Below are 18,380 nucleotides of genomic sequence, written 5' to 3' on the forward strand. Positions count from 1 at the left end.
CCGGGCGCGCCGGACAAGAAGAAGAAGGTTTTTGATAATGCAGGTGACGGAAACGAAGGCCGAGGGCCTCAAGCGGGAGATCGAGGTCGTCGTCCCTGCCTCGGACCTCGAAGCCCGGCTTCAGACCCGGCTGCACGAAGCCAAGGACAAGGTTCAGCTCAAGGGTTTCCGCCCTGGCAAGGTGCCGGTGTCTCATCTGCGCAAGATGTACGGCAAGTCGCTGATGGCCGAGATCGTCAACGAGATTCTCAACGAGACGCCGCGCAGCGTGATCGCCGAGCGTAACGAGCGCTCCGCCATGCAGCCCGAGATCGGCATGAGCGAGGACGAGGGCGAGGCCGAGAAGGTGCTGGCTGGAAAGTCGGATTTCCGCTTCACGATCTCCTACGAGAAGCTTCCGAGCTTCGAGCTTCAGGACACCGACGGTCTGAAGATCGAGCGCCCGATCGTCGAGATCGAGGATGAGGAAGTCGAGGAGCAGGTCCGCCGCGTAGCGGAAAACGCGCGCGACTACGAGCCCAAGGACGGCCCGGCCGCCGAGGGCGACCGCGTCACGCTCGATTTCGTCGGCAAGATCGACGGCGAGGCGTTCCAAGGCGGTTCGGCGACCGATTCCAACCTTGTGATCGGCTCCAAGCAGTTCATCCCCGGCTTCGAGGACCAGCTCGTCGGCGTCTCGGCGGGCGAGGAGAAAACCGTCGTCGTGACCTTCCCGGAGGACTACGGCGCCCCCGATCTCGCCGGCAAGGAAGCGACCTTCGAGACGACCGTCAAGGCCGTCGCGGCGCCGACCGAGATGGCGATCGACGACGATCTCGCCAAGAAGCTGGGGCTCGAGTCGGCTGAGCGTCTGCGCACCGTGGTTCGCGAGCAGATCGAGAGCCAGTACGGCCAGATGACCCGTCAGAAGGTCAAGCGTCAGATCCTCGACGCGCTCGACGAGACCTATTCCTTCGAGCTGCCGGAGCGCCTCGTCGAGGCCGAGTTCAACAATATCTGGAACCAGGTTCAGGCCGAGCTGTCGCGTTCGGGCCGGAGCTTCGAGGACGAGGACACGACCGAGGATAAGGCGCGCGAGGAATATCGTGCGCTGGCCGAGCGCCGCGTTCGCCTGGGTCTCGTCCTATCAGAAATCGGCGAGAAGGTCGGCGTTCAGGTCTCCGACGAGGAGATGCAGCGGGCGATGTTCGATCAGCTGCGCCGCTATCCCGGCCAGGAGCGCGAGATCTACGAGTTCTACCAGAAGAACCCGGATGCCCTCGCCAGCCTGCGCGCGCCGATCTATGAGGAGAAGGTCATCGATCACCTCCTCGGCAATGCCGACGTGACGGACAAGGTCGTCACCAAGGACGAGCTGCTCGCCGAGGATGAGGACGAGGGGCCGCAGGCTCTCGCCTCCTGAGGCAATCGGACGCATGGCGCGTGATTCCGCCATGCGCTGACCCCGTTTCGCCTCGGCCGAAAAATTTGAACAAGATCATCGGGTCGGCTTATCGCCGGCCCGATTTTTTTAGCCGTCGTCATGTTCTCGTCAAAGCGGGGCGCATAACCCGCCGGATCGCTCACAGATGGGCCAGGCGCGCCATTCTTTCATCCGCGCCCTATGTGCCGCCCAGACCGCTTTAAGCCACGTGAAGGAAGGTTTTATGCATCGAAGGATGATGGCATGGCTTGTGCTGATCGTTGCGAGTCTCGTGACGTTCGCCGGGCCGAGTTTCGCGCAAGGGGTGGATTCTCTCACGAGTTCGCAAAGCGCCGGCGACACTTCGGGGCAGGCCGGCGAACCCTCGCTCGACGATCTCATCGCCATCCTCGAAAATGAGAACACACGCGCAAAGCTCCTGGAGTCCTTGAAGGCTGCCGCTTACACCGCTCCGACGGATGCTGGAGCCGCCGAGGCGCCCGCGGCCGAAGACGTGCCCCAGACCCTGCCGGGCCAGATCGCGGATGCTGTTCGATCCTTCATCGGCTCGGCCGCTGATACCGGTCAGGACGTTCTCGACAGCCTCGATTCATCGATGGTGATGCTATCGGGCGCGGGCTCGATCGATATTCCCGATATTCTGACGGCGATCCTTCCCGTCGGCCTCGTCGCGATTGTCGTGTTCTTGGTTCTGGGTCTCGGACGCATCATCAAAGCGCCGATCTTCAGAGGCCTGTCCGCTTCGACCACCGAGGCCGGACCCTTGCGCAAATTGTTTCTGCTGGTGGTCTCCGGCGTCGTCGACGCCTTATCGATCGTCCTCGCCTGGGCATCGGGTATCGTTGCGGCCGCTGTTTTCTTCAACGGCCAGCCGGGTATCAATCAGCAGCTTTTCCTGAATGCCTTCCTCTTGATCGAGATGATCAAGGTCTGTCTCGGCATTTTCGTTTCGCCGAACTATCCGGCCCTCAGACTGACGCCATTCTCCAATCGGCAGGCCAGCTATTGGTATTTCTGGTTCTCTCGGCTGATTTCGCTTCTCGGCTATACGTTTCTGTTCGTCGCACCGGTCATTCATAGCTCGTCCTCACCGCAGGCGGCGGATGCCGTCCGTTTTGCCGTCGTGATCTTCTCGGTTCTCCTGATGATCGCCCTGATCTTGAAGAACCGAGGCACGGTCCGCGAACGCTTGAAGCGCGCTCATAAGAATGGAGACAGCAGCTTCGGCGCCCATGTGAACGCCTTTATCGGACAGGTTTGGTGGGCCGTTGCCATCGGTTTCGTGCTGGCGGCCTTCATCGTCTGGCTCCGCAGCCCGGAAGAGGGTTTGCGTTTCCTGACGCTCGCGACGTTGAAATCGATCGCGGCGATGGCTGTCGGTGGGCTGATCGTCTCGGTCCTGACGCGTTGGATCGCCAGCGGCATCCCCATCCCCGAAAGCACGAAGGCTAAACTTCCGCTGCTCGAGCGTCGGGTGAACAGCTTCATTCCGAACGCGCTGACCGTCCTGCGCTTCGTGGCCGTCATCGCCGTCCTTGCCTACATCCTGGAGGCCTGGTCGCTGCTTCATTACAGCGACTGGTTGGCGACATCGGCTGGCCAGCGCCTTGTCGGCGGCTTCATCGGGGCCGGCATCATCCTCTGCGTCGGCGTCGCGATCTATCTCGCCGTCTCTTCGTGGGTCGAATACCGGCTCAATCCGAACTTCGGAAAGGTGCCGACAGCCCGCGAGCGCACGCTCCTGTCCCTGTTCCGCAACGCGTTCACCATCACCATGGTGGTTGTCGTCGCGATGCTTGTGCTCAGTCAGATTGGCATCGATATCGCCCCGCTTCTCGCCGGTGCCGGTGTCGTCGGCCTGGCGGTCGGTTTCGGTGCTCAGAAATTCGTTCAGGACATCATCACCGGTGCCTTCATCCAGATCCAGAATGCGATGAACGAGGGTGATATCGTGGAGGTGAACGGTGTGTCGGGCACGGTCGAACAACTTACCGTTCGCTCCGTCGGCATCCGAACGCTGGACGGCACTTGGTATCTGATCCCGTTCTCATCGGTGGATCAGGTCGCCAATTTCTCCAAGGACTTCGCCTATTATGTCGCCGATCTCGGCGTTGCTTACCGTGAGAATGTCGACGACGTGAAACAGCTGATGCAGGACGCTTTCGACGAGATGAAAGAGGGCCCTGTCGCCGACAATCTCCTCAGTGGCTTCGACATGTGGGGTGTGAATGAACTTGGCGATTCTGCCGTCGTGGTTCGCGGCCGCGTCATGACCAAGCCAGGAACCCAATGGGGCGTCGGCCGCGCCTATCGCGAAATCGTCAAACGGATGGCCGACGAGCGCGGCATCGAAATTCCGTTCCCGCACATGACGGTTTGGTTCGGCGAAGACCGCAAGGGCAAGGCCCCGCCGATCCATGTGGCGCAGGACGTCGTTGCGACGACGGCGAAGCCTGCCCGGATCGCCGAGGAGCCGAAGCTCGAAGACGGAAAGGCAACGACGAATCAGGCTCCTCGACGCGGAGACGACGCTTACGGAATTCATGATTCCGAAGGTCGGCCGATCCCGCCCGACCAGGGCGACATCGACAGCGCTGGCGGCGGTCGCGGCTGATAGACATCGTGACGCGGGTCTTCGTCGGACGCTGCGCTCGCCAATGAAGCTGACAGGCCGGGCGGGATGGGTGGCATCCTACCCGGCGTGACCCAAATTGGGCGGAACGATGCGGGTGAAATTCGATCGTCGTCCTCCGGCGAGGGGACGTTTGACGCGCGAGATCGACAAAATTCACTATCGCGCGAAGGAAATTGGGCTTAGCGCCGCCTGATCGGCGCTCTCGCCCGCGCTCGCCTTGCATACCCCTAGGCGTCGGTCATATCTGTCGATCGAACCCAGACGAAGCGATTCGCCTCGGATCGGCACGCCCGACCCGAAAGCTCCGACCAGCGAGATCAATTGACCATGAAGCATCCCGTCGAAACCGCCATGAACCTCGTGCCCATGGTGGTCGAGCAGACCAACCGCGGGGAACGAGCCTACGACATCTTCTCGCGCCTTCTGAAGGAGCGTGTGATTTTCATCACCGGGCCCATCGAGGACTCGATGGCGACGCTGGTCTGCGCGCAGCTCCTCTTCCTTGAGGCCGACAATCCGAAGAAGGAGATCGCGCTCTATATCAACTCGCCGGGCGGCGTGGTGACGAGCGGCATGGCGATCTACGACACCATGCAGTTCATCAAGCCGCCGGTCTCCACGCTTTGCATCGGTCAGGCCGCCTCGATGGGCTCGCTTCTCCTGTGTGCCGGCCATGCAGACATGCGCTTTGCCACGCCCAATGCCCGCATCATGGTGCATCAGCCTTCGGGCGGCTTCTCGGGCCAGGCCTCGGACATCGAGCGTCACGCCCAGGACATCATCAAACTGAAGCGCCGGCTGAACGAGACCTATGTCAAGCATACCGGCCAGGACTACGAAACCATTGAACGCACGCTCGACCGCGACCACTTCATGACGGCGGACGAAGCGCGCGAATTCGGTCTTATCGATAAGGTCTACTCGTCCCGCGAGGCCTTGGAGACCGAGACGGCCAAGAGCTGATCGACGCGAAGGAACCCTCTCCATCCGTCCTGCGATTGGACGGATGGTGTTAAGGGCTGCTCAAGCGGAACCGGATAGGGTCGGATATTGACCTGACGGCAAGCAGGCGAAACGTCGCAAAATCGTCACTGGCTTTGCCAAGGTGCCGTATTGCGATTAGGTTGAGGCCGGTACGGTATTGCGAGGACCAGCGGCAGTCCGGATTGGAAGGAAAGACGAATGAGCAAAACGAGCGGCGGCGATTCGAAGAACACGCTCTATTGTTCTTTCTGCGGAAAGAGCCAGCATGAAGTCCGCAAGCTGATCGCCGGGCCGACGGTCTTCATTTGCGACGAGTGTGTCGAACTGTGCATGGACATCATCCGCGAGGAGAACAAATCCTCGATGGTGAAGTCGCGCGACGGGGTGCCCTCGCCGCAGGAGATCATCGGCGTCCTGGACGATTACGTCATCGGTCAGGCCTACGCCAAGAAGGTCCTGTCGGTCGCGGTGCATAACCATTACAAGCGACTGGCCCATGCAGCCAAAAATAACGATGTCGAACTGGCGAAGTCGAACATCCTGCTGATCGGCCCGACGGGCTGCGGCAAGACGCTTCTCGCCCAGACTTTGGCCCGTATCCTCGACGTCCCCTTCACGATGGCGGACGCGACGACGCTGACCGAGGCAGGCTATGTGGGCGAGGATGTCGAGAACATCATCCTGAAGCTCCTGCAGTCGGCCGACTACAATGTCGAGCGGGCTCAACGCGGCATCGTCTATATCGACGAGATCGACAAGATTTCCCGCAAGTCGGACAATCCGTCGATCACCCGTGACGTGTCGGGCGAGGGCGTCCAGCAGGCGCTTCTTAAGATCATGGAGGGCACGGTCGCTTCCGTGCCGCCCCAGGGTGGGCGCAAGCATCCCCAGCAGGAGTTCCTGCAGGTAGACACAGCGAACATCCTCTTCATCTGCGGCGGCGCCTTTGCCGGCCTCGACCGGATCATTTCCGACCGTGGTCGCAAGACCTCGATCGGCTTTGCGGCGAATGTCGAATCGCCGGAGGACCGCAAGTCCGGCGAGCTTTTCCGTCAGGTGGAGCCCGAGGATCTGTTGAAGTTCGGTCTCATCCCCGAATTCGTCGGTCGTCTGCCGGTTTTGGCGACGCTGGAAGACCTCGACGAGGCGGCTCTGGTCCAGATTCTGGTCGAGCCGAAGAACGCCCTGGTCAAGCAGTATCAGCGTCTCTTTGAGATGGAGAGCGTCGAGCTGACCTTCCATGAGGACGCGCTTCGCGGCATCGCCCGCAAGGCGATCGAGCGCAAAACGGGTGCTCGCGGTCTGCGTTCGATCATGGAGGCGATGCTGCTCGACACCATGTTCGACCTGCCGACGCTGGAAGGTGTTCAGGAGGTCGTCATTTCCGAGGATGTCATTCTCGGTAATGCACGCCCGCTCTACATCTACGCGGAGCGCAGCGAGGAGAAAGAAAACGTCAGCGCCTGACGTTTTCCACTTCTGATAGGAAATCGAAAACCCGTTGTGCCGTCGCCGGCGCGGCGGGTTTTTCGTTTTCGATCGGTTGTCGCTGGACGCCCGCTTGGCTTTGCCGGCGTCCGGCTTGCAGCAAGCCTCGTGATGCACATTGGTTGTTCTGTCACACGCTTGCAATTCAGGCGGTTGAGACCCACATTCCACTTCGAAAACGGCGTCTGATCCGACCGCTTCGAAGAAGGGTCCGAGCGGATGGCCAAAGGACGGCTGAGGCAGCCGTAGAAAGGAAAACTCATGTCCAACATGCCGGAAAGCCGGGATCGGATCGAGGCGAATCTCTATCCGGTTTTGCCCCTTCGCGACATCGTGGTCTTCCCGCACATGATCGTGCCTCTCTTTGTCGGGCGCGAGAAGTCGATCAAGGCGCTGGAAGAGGTCATGGGCGCCGACAAGCAGATCCTGCTCGCGACGCAGAAGAATGCGGGCGACGAGGACCCTGATCCCGACGCCATCTATGAGATGGGGACCGTCGCCAATGTGCTGCAGCTTCTGAAGCTGCCCGACGGCACCGTGAAGGTGCTCGTCGAGGGCATGGCGCGAGCGCGGATTGAGGAGTTCTCTGGCCGCGAGGAGTGGCACGAGGCGAGCGCGGTCATCATCGAAGACGCCGAGGACGACCCGGTCGAGGTCGAGGCGCTCGCGCGTTCGGTGGTCTCGGAGTTCGAAAACTACGTCAAGCTCAACAAGAAGATTTCGCCCGAAGTCGTCGGCGCCGCCAGCCAGATCGAGGACTATTCCAAGCTCGCCGACACGATCGCCTCGCATCTTGCGATCAAGCTGCCCGAAAAGCAGGAGATGCTGACGCTCGTCTCCGTGCGCGAGCGGCTGGAAAAGGCTCTCGGCTTCATGGAGGCCGAAATCTCAGTCCTTCAGGTGGAGAAGCGCATCCGCTCGCGCGTCAAGCGCCAGATGGAGAAGACTCAGCGCGAATACTATCTGAACGAGCAGATGAAGGCGATCCAAAAGGAGCTTGGCGACGGCGAGGACGGCCGTGACGAGATGGCCGAGATCGAGGAGCGCATCAAGAATACCAAGCTCTCGAAGGAAGCCCGCGACAAGGCGAATGCGGAGCTGAAGAAGCTCAAGCAGATGTCGCCCATGTCGGCGGAAGCGACCGTCGTGCGCAACTATCTGGACTGGCTTCTGGGGCTGCCTTGGGGCCTGCGTTCCAAGGCCAAGCTCGACCTCAAGAAGGCCGAGGAGATCCTCGACGCCGACCACTACGGGCTGGAAAAGGTCAAGGAGCGGATCGTCGAATATCTGGCGGTCCAGAGCCGTCAGTCGAAGCTCAAGGGCCCGATCCTCTGCCTCGTCGGACCTCCGGGTGTCGGCAAGACCTCGCTCGCCAAATCCATCGCCAAGGCGACGGGTCGTGAATATGTCCGCATGGCGTTGGGCGGCGTGCGCGACGAGTCTGAGATCCGTGGTCACCGCCGGACTTATATCGGCTCGATGCCTGGCAAGATCATCCAGTCGATGAAGAAGGCCAAGAAGGCCAATCCGCTCTTCCTGCTCGACGAGATCGACAAGATGGGCATGGACTTCCGTGGTGATCCGTCTTCGGCGCTTCTCGAAGTGCTCGATCCGGAGCAGAACTCGACCTTCATGGATCACTATCTGGAGGTGGAATACGACCTATCGCCCGTCATGTTCGTGACGACGGCGAACACGCTCAATATTCCCGGCCCCTTGATGGACCGCATGGAAGTCATCCGGATCGCGGGTTACACCGAGGACGAGAAGGTCGAGATCGCCAAGCGCCATCTGTTGACCAAGGCGATCCGCGACCATGCCCTGAAGCCGGAAGAGTTTTCCGTCGGCGATGATGCGCTTCGCGAGATCGCGCGTCGCTACACCCGGGAGGCCGGTGTGCGCAGCTTCGAGCGCGAGCTGATGACGCTCGCGCGGAAAGCCGTGACCTGTATCCTCAAGGGCGAAGCGGAAAAGATCGAGGTGACGGCCGAGAACATCTCCGACTTCCTCGGCGTTCCGCGCTATCGCTACGGCGAGGCCGAGCTCGAGGATCAGGTCGGCGTCGTGACGGGCCTGGCCTGGACAGAGGTTGGCGGCGAACTCCTGACGATCGAAGGCGTCATGATGCCCGGTAAGGGCAAGATGACCGTGACGGGCAATCTGAAGGATGTCATGAAGGAGTCGATCTCGGCGGCGGCTTCCTATGTTCGCTCGCGTGCACTCGACTATGGCGTGAAGCCGCCGCTTTTCGAGAAGCGGGACATCCACGTCCACGTGCCAGAAGGGGCGACGCCGAAGGACGGACCATCCGCCGGCACGGCCATGGGCACGGCGATCATTTCGGTCCTCACCGGTATTCCGGTGCGCCGGGATATCGCGATGACGGGGGAGATCACCCTTCGCGGCCGCGTTCTGCCGATCGGGGGTCTGAAGGAGAAGCTGCTGGCGGCTCTCAGGGGCGGGATCAAGACGGTCCTGATCCCCGAAGAGAATGCCAAGGATCTGGCCGACATTCCGGACAATGTGAAAAATGGTCTGGAGATCATTCCCGTGTCGCGGATGGGCGAGGTCCTGAAGCATGCGCTTTTGGAGCAGCCGGTTCCTGTCGAATGGTCCGAGGAGGAGGAGCCGCTCAAGGGACGCTCGCCTCTGGAAGATGAGGGCGCTACGGCTGTTGCCCACTGACGGCACTGAGCTAAATTATCGAAAAATGCCGCTCTTCGGGGCGGCATTTTTTTAAGGAGCCTTGATTCTCCGGGGTTTGGACGTTGCCGGCTCGGCCAGATTGCGTCAGAGTCGCGCGACCGAACACGAGAGAGTCGTGTTACCCAAGAGCCTGGAGGGTATGAGAGAATGAACAAGAACGAGTTGGTTTCGGCGGTCGCTGAGAAGACCGAGCTTTCGAAGCAGCAGGCGAATGCCGCCGTGGATGCCACCTTCGAGGTGATCCAGCAGGCCCTCGCCGACGGTGGCGACATTCGTCTCGTTGGTTTCGGCACCTTCGCCGTCACGCATCGCGCCGCCTCGAAGGGCCGTAATCCTTCGACGGGCGCCGAGGTCGACATTCCGGCCCGCAACGTTCCCAAGTTCACGCCCGGCAAGGGCCTGAAGGACGCCGTCAACAAATAAGGCGTCGCTTCGACCACCGTCATCCGCCGCAACAGGTTTCGAGGCTCAGCGTGTCACGCGTCTTCGAGCTTGTCGCGGCGGTGGCCGTGCGAATTGAGTTACGGTTTGAAGAGTTTTCTGGCCTGCCTCAGGGGGGCGGCCACGTTGTGACTTTAGGCCCGCCTTGAGCGAGCATCCTCATTGGCTGAGGCCGTCGCGCCTGGTGGATTGGCGCAGGTAAGCGAATGCGCCGATAGCCACGAGATCATAGAAAGCCGTCCGGCCGGGCATTCGCGCCTGCCGGACATGTGAGCGGCGAATTCAGCCCTTTTCGGCCTGCGCCTCTTGTTCATCCTCGAAGTAAGCCTCAACCGGACCTTTGAGCTTGATCGTCAGCGGGTTGCCGTGACGGTCCTTCGACTTGCCGGCCTGGACGCGAATCCACCCTTCAGAAATGCAATATTCCTCCACATTCGTCTTCGTCTGACCTTTGAAGACGATACCGACGCCACGTGTGAGCGCATCCGCATCATAGTGCGGGCTCGACGGATCAATGGACAGCCGGTCGGGGATTTCTGAGGTCATTCGAATTTCTCCATGTTTTCGGTGCATGTCCCGATCGGACGGACGAGCGTGTCCATCGGGCCCGCGAGGGCAAACGAATGCTTGTTGCTCCTCGCCTTCGGCCGAAGGTGTGATCGGATGTTTAATGGGCTCGATATCGCCTGAAGCCGGGTTGCGGCAAGATGGGTTGGTAGACCGTATCCTGTTTCGCACTTCGACTTGTCCCGATTGCCGCCGCGATTCTGAGTCCCTGATACGAAATCCGTCTGATCGCTTCGCGATACGATTCTTAAAGCCGCGCAAGCGCCGCGCGGGCTTTGATACAGAGCCCGACCAAAGCAGTTGGACACGGTATGACGCCGCTAGAATGCCCCCCAGCTTCTGGCGAAGCTTGTGTGAGGACGGGGACACAAGGTTGCTCACGGCCTTTTTCATGTCGGGTTCATGGAGGAGAGAGTATGGCGAATGAAGGCTGAATAAGTGGGCCGTCGCCAACGGTTCGCTCCGGGCTGATGGGATATGAGCGCGATGACATTGAAGAGGACGACCGGAATGAGAACGAGATGGCGCGCAACCTGTCTCACACTTCTCGTCGCCGGATCGATCCCCTTTGATTCCAGCCCATCTCTGGCGCAGGGTTTCGATGGATATGGCGTTCCGCCGAGCGCGGTCGAAAGCTTCGTCGATCAATATGGCCGAGAAGTTTATCTCGACGCCTATGGCCGCATCGTCGCCGTGGTTCAGCGCGGGCAGGGCGGTCGCGGCGATTTCAGCGACAATCCGAATGGACCGCGCATCTTCGATGGTCCGCCGCCGCCAGGCGTGACGTTGGAAGGGCCCGTGAATCGGGTGCCGCCAGGCGTCTTCGAGGACGCCCCGCGCGACGACTTCGACGGCCAAGCGAATGCAGGCCGGCCGCAAACCATCGATCCTTACGATCGAGAAGACCCTTACCAGAGCCCCGGTGGCTCCGAGACGATCGAGGCTTTGCCCCTGCCGGATACGCCGGGCGGTGAAGATCGCCAGACAGCGGAGTTGCCTCGCTCGGAGGAGCCTGGTCTTGAACAGGCGCCCGGCGGGGGCCTCGATCTGCCGGAGCCTGGCGCCTCCATCATCGAGGTGCCGGGAGAAAGCGCTGGTATGCCGAATGGTGGGCCGGCCGAGGGGCAGACCATCATCGAGTCCGATCCAGCGCCTCAAGTGGCGACCCCGCATGGCGCCAATCAGAAGGCGGAGGTCGCCGCACTGCAGGTTCTACTCGACAGGGCGGGAATGAGCCCCGGCGTGATCGACGGGCAGATGGGGTCGAACGTCAATAAGGCCGTCGCCGCCTATGAAGAGAAATTCGGACGCAAGCTGCCGACAGGCGACAGCCGGGCGCTTGCCGACGAATTGAACGCGACCGGAGGGCCTCCCGTCATCAATTACGAGCTGACGGCCGAGGACGTGGCAGGCCCCTATGTGGCGTCGATCCCATCGGACTATGCGGAAAAGGCGCAATTGCCCGCCATGAGCTTCGAGCGGCCGAGCGAGAAGCTCGCCGAACGCTTCCACATGGACGAGGCCTATCTGAAGGCGATCAATCCCGGTGCGGACTTCTCCCGCGCCGGAACGCGAATCAAGGTCATGAATGTGGGGCCCAACGTGAAGGCGGATGTGGTGCGCATCATCGCCGACAAGGGCCGCGAGCAGGTGCGGGCCTATGATGCCCAAGGACAGTTGGTCGCGGCCTATCCGTCCACCATCGGCTCCTCCTCGACGCCTTCGCCCTCCGGCACGGTCCAGGTGAACCGCATCGCGTTCGATCCGAACTACACCTACAATCCGAAGATCAACTTCAAACAGGGCGCAAACGACAAGGTTCTGACGATCCCACCGGGTCCGAACGGCCCGGTTGGTACGATCTGGATCGCCCTGTCGAAACCGACCTACGGTATTCATGGGACGCCCGAGCCTTCAAAGATCGGCAAGACGAACAGTCATGGCTGCATCCGTCTGACCAATTGGGACGCCTTTGAACTCGCCAAGATGGTCAAGCCGGGTGTGACGGTCGAATTCGTCGATTAGATCGGCTCGTGCCCAAACAGCCTGTGTCGTCCGCGGACGCTATGGCGCTGCCGCATAAAGTCTATGACGGGGGCGTGACAAACGCCCCTGCCTGGTGTATGCGACCCCTCGATTTCCTCAGAACAACAGCGCCGTTTGGTCGGCCATGTCGGGGTTGCCCCGGGATGCAACGAATTGAGGCTATGCCATGAATATCATCGCCGAGCTCGAGGCCGCAGAGGTCGAGCGCATCAGTGCACAGCGCACCATTCCGGAATTTTCCCCGGGTGACACGGTTCGCGTGAATGTCCGCGTCACGGAAGGCACGCGTACCCGCGTCCAGGCTTTCGAGGGCGTCTGCATCGCGCGCTCCGGCAAGGGCCTGCAGGAGAACTTCACGGTTCGCAAGATTTCCTACGGTGAAGGCGTCGAGCGCGTTTTCCCGGCCTTCTCCCCGCTGGTGGAATCGGTCGATGTGGTCCGCCGTGGTAAGGTCCGCCGCGCCAAGCTCTATTACCTGCGCGATCGCCGCGGCAAGTCGGCCCGTATCGTCGAGGCCACCAATGCCCGCGCGCGCAAGCTGAACGACGAGGCCCGTCAGGTCGCCGCCGAGGCGCGCGACAAGGCGAAGGCCGAGAAGGAAGCGGCGAAGACCGCCGCCGAGTAATCGTTGCTCGCCCGACAGGGCTCAAGTTTGAAGAGATGACAAAAGGCGGTCCAAGAGGCCGCCTTTTTGCGTTTGCGGTAGGGGACTGAAGGGCTCAATGCTCACTGGCGGCTATGGGCCCGGCCCCAGGAAATCGACGCCCAGACGCGCTCATGGGCGAGGTAGCAGACGAAACCCACAGCTGCGGAAGCGAGCGCCAATGTCCCGCCTGCCGTCACCGAGCCGGTAAAGGCAAAGCCGAGGGCGGTCATCGTCGCAAGGCCGGAAAGCTGCCAGGATGCGGCTTTAGCGAGGCTGCGCCGGCGGGAGTCCATGGATTGCACCTTTTTCATCGGGAGTGTGGGAAGCGTCTTCGACGCGGTTTCATTTCACAGCCTTGTGATAACACCTCCGATCCAGCCTGTTGATTTCCATAATTTTCTCGATTTTCAGCTCGTTTGTTGATTAAATTCACGGACTAGGATTTAAATCAGCAATGGACAAACGGGATCGATCGAGGCTGTTTCGCGAGCGCCTGTCCGGCGCCATGAGGGAGCGTCGCCTTTCGATCAGCGCTCTCGCGCGGGCCATCCGAGCCGATCGCTCGACCGTCTCTTTGATCCTGTCGACCGATGACGGGCGTCTTCCCAATGCCCAGGTCGCGGCCGAATGCGCCACGGCGCTCGGCGTCAGCAGCGATTGGCTGCTAGGCTTGAGCGACAGGCGGCAAAGCGGAGCCGACATTCTGGAAGCGGCGCTGCGGATGGAGAGCGCGGCCCGTGCGCCCTCGGACGATGCCATTTTCCGATGGCACGAAGAGGCGCGGGGAACGAAGATCCGCCATGTGCCAGCGACCTTGCCCGACATGCTGAAGACCGAGGCGGTCTTGCGATTCGAATATGGCGATTTCGTCGGCCGCACCTCGGATCAGGCGGTCGCGGATATGCGTGAGCGCCTGGCTTACCTGCGCGCGCCCGACACCGATTACGAGATCGCCATGCCGATCGACGCGCTGGAGGGTTTTGCGGGCGGGGAAACCTATTGGCACGGCCTCGAGCCCGCTCTGCGCCGCGAACAGCTGGAACGGCTCATCCGCTTGACCGATGAACTTTATCCCTCGCTTCGCCTCTATCTCTTCGACCGGAAGAAGGTCTTTTCGGCGCCGATCAGCGTTTTCGGCACGCTTCAGGCAACGATTTATGTGGGCCGGATGTATCTGGTCTTCCGCGACCGGCGACAGATCCTGGAACTCTCCCGGCATTTCGACGGTCTCGTCCGCGATGCCGCCTTTGAAGCCCGGCATACGCCGAAATTCGTGGAAGGACTGATCGAGGGGATGGGCTGACAGTCGTCACAGGGAGTGCAAAACCCGGCATGACCGCCGAATTCTCAAGGTATGGAACCGTTCGAGGGTGATTGTGCCGGCGCGGCCCTGTTGCTATTTTCCGTCCATGATCATGATCGCAGACCTGAAGATGCGCCGACGGCTGCCGACAAGCGAGGGCTTTGCCAAGCTGTCGGACCGCGCGCGTTTGCCGGGCCGCTTCTTTTATCGCCTCCAGTCGGCGCATGACTGACAAAAGAGTGCGACGATAGGCGGACGATTGACGGCGCGCATGCGCTCGAGCGATCCGATCCGATTTTCTCCTTTTTTGATAGGCTGCGCGAGGTCGCCGATCCGGCTCGACAGCGCAGCGATGTGAAAGAACCGACCCTTATGAGCCAGACCAAACCGCGCACGCTGTATGACAAGATCTGGGACGAGCATCTGGTCGAGACCGACGAGAATGGCTCCTCTCTCCTCTACATCGATCGTCATCTCGTCCATGAGGTGACGAGCCCTCAGGCCTTCGAGGGGCTGCGTATGACGGGCCGCAAGGTGCGTCATCCGACACGCACCCTCGCCGTCGTCGATCACAACGTGCCGACCGATGCGGCGCGCGTCCACGAAATCAAGAATGAGGAAAGCCGTATCCAGGTCGAGGCGCTTGCCCGGAACGCCGCCGAATTCGGCATCGAATATTTCGATGCGGCCGATCGGCGCCAGGGCATCGTTCATATCATCGGCCCCGAGCAGGGCTTCACCCTTCCGGGCATGACCATCGTCTGTGGCGACAGCCACACCTCGACACATGGCGCCTTCGGGGCGCTCGCCCATGGCATCGGCACGTCGGAGGTCGAGCATGTCCTCGCCACCCAGACGCTTGTCCAGTCCAAGGGCAAGAATATGCTGGTCGAGGTGAATGGCACGATCCCCGAAGGCGTGACGGCGAAGGACATCATTCTGTCGATCATCGGCGAGATCGGGACGGCCGGCGGCACGGGTTACGTCATCGAATATGCGGGCGAGGCGATCCGGGCGCTGTCCATGGAAGGTCGCATGACCGTCTGCAACATGTCGATCGAAGGCGGCGCCCGCGCCGGCCTGATCGCGCCGGACGAGACCACCTTCGCCTATATCAAGGACAAGCCGCGCGCGCCCAAGGGCGAGGCGTTCGAGATGGCGGTCGATTATTGGCGCTCTCTCGTCTCGGACGAGGGCGCCCATTACGACAAGATCGTGCGGCTCGACGCGGCCAATCTGCCGCCGATCGTTACGTGGGGCTCCTCGCCGGAGGATGTCGTCTCGGTCGAGGGCGTGGTGCCGGACCCGGCCGAGATCGCCGACGAGAACAAGCGCAAGTCCAAGCAGCGGGCGCTTGACTATATGGGGCTGACCCCCGGCACCAAGATGACCGACATCACCATCGATCGTGTCTTCCTTGGCTCCTGCACCAATGGCCGCATCGAAGACCTTCGGGCGGCGGCCAAGATCGTGGAAGGCCGAAAGGTCGCCGAGGGTGTGTCCGCCATGGTCGTTCCCGGGTCCGGCCTCGTCAAGGCGCAAGCCGAGGCCGAAGGTCTCGACAAGGTGTTCAAGGATGCCGGTTTCGACTGGCGCGAGGCGGGTTGCTCCATGTGCCTTGGCATGAACGAGGACCGCTTGAAGCCTTATGAGCGCTGCGCCTCGACCTCGAACCGCAATTTCGAGGGCCGGCAGGGCTTTAAGGGTCGCACGCACCTCGTCTCCCCGGCCATGGCGGCCGCTGCGGCCATTGCGGGACGATTCGTCGACATTCGCTCCTGGCGCTAACGCCGAGCGGCAAGGGCATCATGCCCCCCGAACCGATATGATCATCGAAGCGCTGGCGGGAGGCTCATTCCGCCGGCGCTTTTTGCTTTCTCAAGCTTTATACGGACGTGTTGCACCTCTTCTCCTGCACCATCATCCGGCGAGGCAGGAGGTTCGTGCGGGTTGCCGATCCCGATCGATCGAAATTCGCTTTATTGCGCTGCTATCGCCCATTTCCTTCCGTCGCCAAAGCCTGCGGACTGGTTGCCATCGCTGAAGACGCGGTTACGGCCAGCATCTTTAGCCGCGTAGAGAAAACTGTCGGCGCGGCGATAGGCGTTTGGAAGGCGCTCATCGGGCAGGATTCGCGTCGCGCCGATGCTGATGGTGACCTCGACGCCGTTCAGGGGATGCGGCCAGCGGGTCCGCATAAGGGCATCGCGCAGTCTCTCTCCAAGGATTTCCGGTTCGAGGAGGCTTGGCATGAAAACCGCGAACTCCTCGCCGCCAAGCCTGGCGCCGAAACCGTCTTTGCCTGCCATTCCCGTGATCAGTGTGCCGATGCCAGCGATGATGCAGTCTCCGGCGTCATGGCCATAACGATCGTTGATGCGCTTGAAATGGTCGAGATCGGCGATGAGCAGGACGCCCACCTCATGGCGTCTTTGATCCATGCGGTTCGTGAAGCCGCGTCGGTTGAGAAGCCCCGAGAGACTATCGGTCTCTGACTCCGAGCGCAGGGTTTCGAGAACGTCGAGCCCGATGGCCAAGATGAAAATGAACGCAAAGACCAGCCCGAAGATCGCTCCCATCAGTTGAAGCGCGAAGGCCCAGGGGGAATCCCGCCATGCGGTCACCGTCATATGGGCGTCTGCCGAAAGGACGATATTGGTCATCTGAGCGACGAGATTAAGGGCAAAGAGGACCGTCGCCGCGAAGAGAAGCTTGTCAATCCGGTGCACCATCCGCTTGGAAAGCGCGAAGGCCGCGATCCCCGTAAAAGCGGCACAAATGGCGGTTGTGCCCGCCGCCTCCAGCCGCAAACTGTCGAAATATCCAATGGCGACGGCGGCAAGGGCGGTCCCGAGAAGAGTGAAGATCGTCAAGGTGCGGATCGGCGAATGCACCCCGGAGCGAAGCGCCAGGACGTGGGCGAAGGCGGCAACGCCAGAAAGGAAGAAGAAATCTTCGATCGCGACCTTTATCCAGCCGCCTGTTGTCGGCACTGGAAAGATCGCAAGGGTGAAGCCGACTGCCGATAGAAAATAGGCCGCCCCAAGGCTTCGCCCAAACGGAAGCTTCAGGAAATAGAACATTGTGCCGAGGCATGCCAGCAGCAGGGGGACGCACCATTCCAACAGATCGCTGTGGGTCATGGATCGAATAGAGGCTCCCCGAGAGAATGCGGCTGACTCGGCATATGCACAAGACGGAAATGCCCAACAATGCCGGGAGAGCGCGCCTCATTCATGCGACTCGTTCTCGACCGAAACGATTGCTACTAAATACAGCTTATTTGGTGAAATATCGAGTGGTTCGAGGTCCAAAAAGAAATCTGAAGTTGCATGCACCTAAGAATCTCACTGATCGACGCGCCGTCTCTATGCCCGGTGGTTGAGTGTTGTTGCTCACCTTGCGTGATCAGACGGGCTGCCTCAGAGGACACAAGCGCGCCATTGCTCTCAAAGTGTCTGCCCGGTAGGAGGCGGCGTAACGTCCTGAGTTTCGTTTGACGCGGCGCGCCCTCCTCTCCCGATCCGATAAGGCCTCACGTGGAAGTCGAACCGAACGCGCGTGAAGAACAGCAGCAGGGATGCTTGACGCGGCGCTCCTGAGCGCCGATCAACGAGGCATGGAAACGGCCGCACCCAACCAGGCACCCGATATCGAGATCCGCCGGCTTAGATTGTCCGACGCTCGAGAGCTCGCGCCGCTCATTTCGGCCTATAACCAATCGCTCTTTCGTGGACCGCCTGGCGCCCCCGACACCTATTATGCCGAGCAGCTTTTGCAGGATCGCACGGCTGAGGTCCTCGGAGCGCGGCTGAACGGCGACCTCGTCGGCTTCATCCTCTTCTACGACATCCCGGATCTGTGGACGGGCATGCGCTGTGGGCTCGCCGATCACATCTATGTCGATCACCGCCATCGCCGCAAAGGCATCGCCAAGGCAATGATCGATCTTCTCGCCGAAGAATCGGACGGACGCGGCTGGTCGAAGCTAGTGCTTCATGCGCCGCGCAATCCGGGGACGGGCCGGCAGCTCTATGAGAAGGTCGCGGATGCGGCCGACTGGCGCAGCTATGTGATTCGCTTTGTCCATCGCGAACCGGACAATCGCGAGCGAGGAGTTGACACGCTTTGACGCACTGCA

14 protein-coding genes are annotated in these 18,380 nt (G+C 61.2%); 11 read left to right on the plus strand and 3 right to left on the minus strand.

Annotated features, from left to right (window positions below; translation table 11 throughout):
* Nucleotides 1-37: 37 nt before the first annotated feature.
* The 6 genes from tig (at nucleotide 38) to B9A15_RS09670 (ending at nucleotide 9,659) form a co-directional block, all read left to right on the plus strand.
* Nucleotides 38-1,402 (plus strand): trigger factor, encoded by a 1,365-nt coding sequence (tig, locus tag B9A15_RS09645; RefSeq protein WP_084409855.1) that lies wholly within the window; start codon nucleotides 38-40, stop codon nucleotides 1,400-1,402.
* A 259-nt stretch (nucleotides 1,403-1,661) separates the two neighbouring features.
* On the plus strand, nucleotides 1,662-4,037 hold the full coding sequence (locus tag B9A15_RS09650; RefSeq protein ID WP_139798318.1) for a mechanosensitive ion channel domain-containing protein: 2,376 nt from the start codon (nucleotides 1,662-1,664) through the stop codon (nucleotides 4,035-4,037).
* A 348-nt stretch (nucleotides 4,038-4,385) separates the two neighbouring features.
* Nucleotides 4,386-5,021, plus strand: coding sequence for an ATP-dependent Clp protease proteolytic subunit (locus B9A15_RS09655; protein WP_084409857.1), 636 nt, complete (start codon nucleotides 4,386-4,388; stop codon nucleotides 5,019-5,021).
* 219 nt (nucleotides 5,022-5,240) lie between these two features.
* The gene (clpX, locus tag B9A15_RS09660; protein WP_084409858.1) at nucleotides 5,241-6,509 is read left to right on the plus strand and encodes an ATP-dependent Clp protease ATP-binding subunit ClpX; all 1,269 of its coding nucleotides are present in this window, start codon (nucleotides 5,241-5,243) and stop codon (nucleotides 6,507-6,509) included.
* Nucleotides 6,510-6,791: 282 nt separating this feature from the next.
* Nucleotides 6,792-9,215 carry an endopeptidase La gene (gene lon, locus B9A15_RS09665; protein ID WP_170923232.1) on the plus strand — a complete coding sequence of 808 codons (2,424 nt, stop codon included), beginning with the start codon at nucleotides 6,792-6,794 and terminating at the stop codon, nucleotides 9,213-9,215.
* A gap of 168 nt (nucleotides 9,216-9,383) precedes the next feature.
* On the plus strand, nucleotides 9,384-9,659 hold the full coding sequence (locus B9A15_RS09670; RefSeq protein WP_084409859.1) for an HU family DNA-binding protein: 276 nt from the start codon (nucleotides 9,384-9,386) through the stop codon (nucleotides 9,657-9,659).
* 300 nt (nucleotides 9,660-9,959) lie between these two features.
* Here B9A15_RS09670 and B9A15_RS09675 read toward each other — a convergent pair whose 3' ends face one another.
* Nucleotides 9,960-10,223, minus strand: coding sequence for a DUF3297 family protein (locus tag B9A15_RS09675; protein ID WP_084409860.1), 264 nt, complete (start codon nucleotides 10,221-10,223; stop codon nucleotides 9,960-9,962).
* A 531-nt stretch (nucleotides 10,224-10,754) separates the two neighbouring features.
* On the opposite strand from B9A15_RS09675, the gene B9A15_RS09680 reads away from it, so the two are divergent.
* Both B9A15_RS09680 and rplS read left to right on the plus strand, forming a co-directional pair.
* Nucleotides 10,755-12,269, plus strand: a complete 1,515-nt coding sequence (locus B9A15_RS09680) for a L,D-transpeptidase family protein (protein ID WP_084409861.1) — start codon at nucleotides 10,755-10,757, stop codon at nucleotides 12,267-12,269.
* Nucleotides 12,270-12,456: 187 nt separating this feature from the next.
* Nucleotides 12,457-12,915 carry a 50S ribosomal protein L19 gene (rplS, locus tag B9A15_RS09685; protein WP_084409862.1) on the plus strand — a complete coding sequence of 153 codons (459 nt, stop codon included), beginning with the start codon at nucleotides 12,457-12,459 and terminating at the stop codon, nucleotides 12,913-12,915.
* Between the two features lie 101 nt (nucleotides 12,916-13,016).
* On the opposite strand, the gene B9A15_RS09690 is transcribed toward rplS, so the two are convergent.
* The gene (locus tag B9A15_RS09690) at nucleotides 13,017-13,229 is read right to left on the minus strand and encodes a DUF2061 domain-containing protein (protein ID WP_084409863.1); all 213 of its coding nucleotides are present in this window, start codon (nucleotides 13,227-13,229) and stop codon (nucleotides 13,017-13,019) included.
* Between the two features lie 161 nt (nucleotides 13,230-13,390).
* Here B9A15_RS09690 and B9A15_RS09695 point away from each other — a divergent pair, with 161 nt between their 5' ends.
* A complete protein-coding gene (locus tag B9A15_RS09695; RefSeq protein WP_084409864.1) occupies nucleotides 13,391-14,239 on the plus strand; it encodes a helix-turn-helix domain-containing protein in 849 nt (282 codons plus the stop codon).
* 372 nt (nucleotides 14,240-14,611) lie between these two features.
* Nucleotides 14,612-16,027, plus strand: coding sequence for a 3-isopropylmalate dehydratase large subunit (gene leuC / locus B9A15_RS09700; RefSeq protein WP_084409865.1), 1,416 nt, complete (start codon nucleotides 14,612-14,614; stop codon nucleotides 16,025-16,027).
* A 191-nt stretch (nucleotides 16,028-16,218) separates the two neighbouring features.
* On the opposite strand, the gene B9A15_RS09705 is transcribed toward leuC, so the two are convergent.
* Complete coding sequence (locus B9A15_RS09705; protein ID WP_084409866.1) at nucleotides 16,219-17,382, minus strand: GGDEF domain-containing protein; 1,164 nt, start codon at nucleotides 17,380-17,382, stop codon at nucleotides 16,219-16,221.
* A 476-nt stretch (nucleotides 17,383-17,858) separates the two neighbouring features.
* On the opposite strand from B9A15_RS09705, the gene B9A15_RS09710 reads away from it, so the two are divergent.
* Entirely contained in the window at nucleotides 17,859-18,371 is a 513-nt protein-coding gene (locus B9A15_RS09710; RefSeq protein ID WP_084409970.1) for a GNAT family N-acetyltransferase, read from the plus strand.
* Nucleotides 18,372-18,380: the final 9 nt, after the last annotated feature.

This window comes from Fulvimarina manganoxydans, assembly GCF_900176465.1.
In the GTDB taxonomy this organism is placed as follows: domain Bacteria; phylum Pseudomonadota; class Alphaproteobacteria; order Rhizobiales; family Rhizobiaceae; genus Fulvimarina; species Fulvimarina manganoxydans.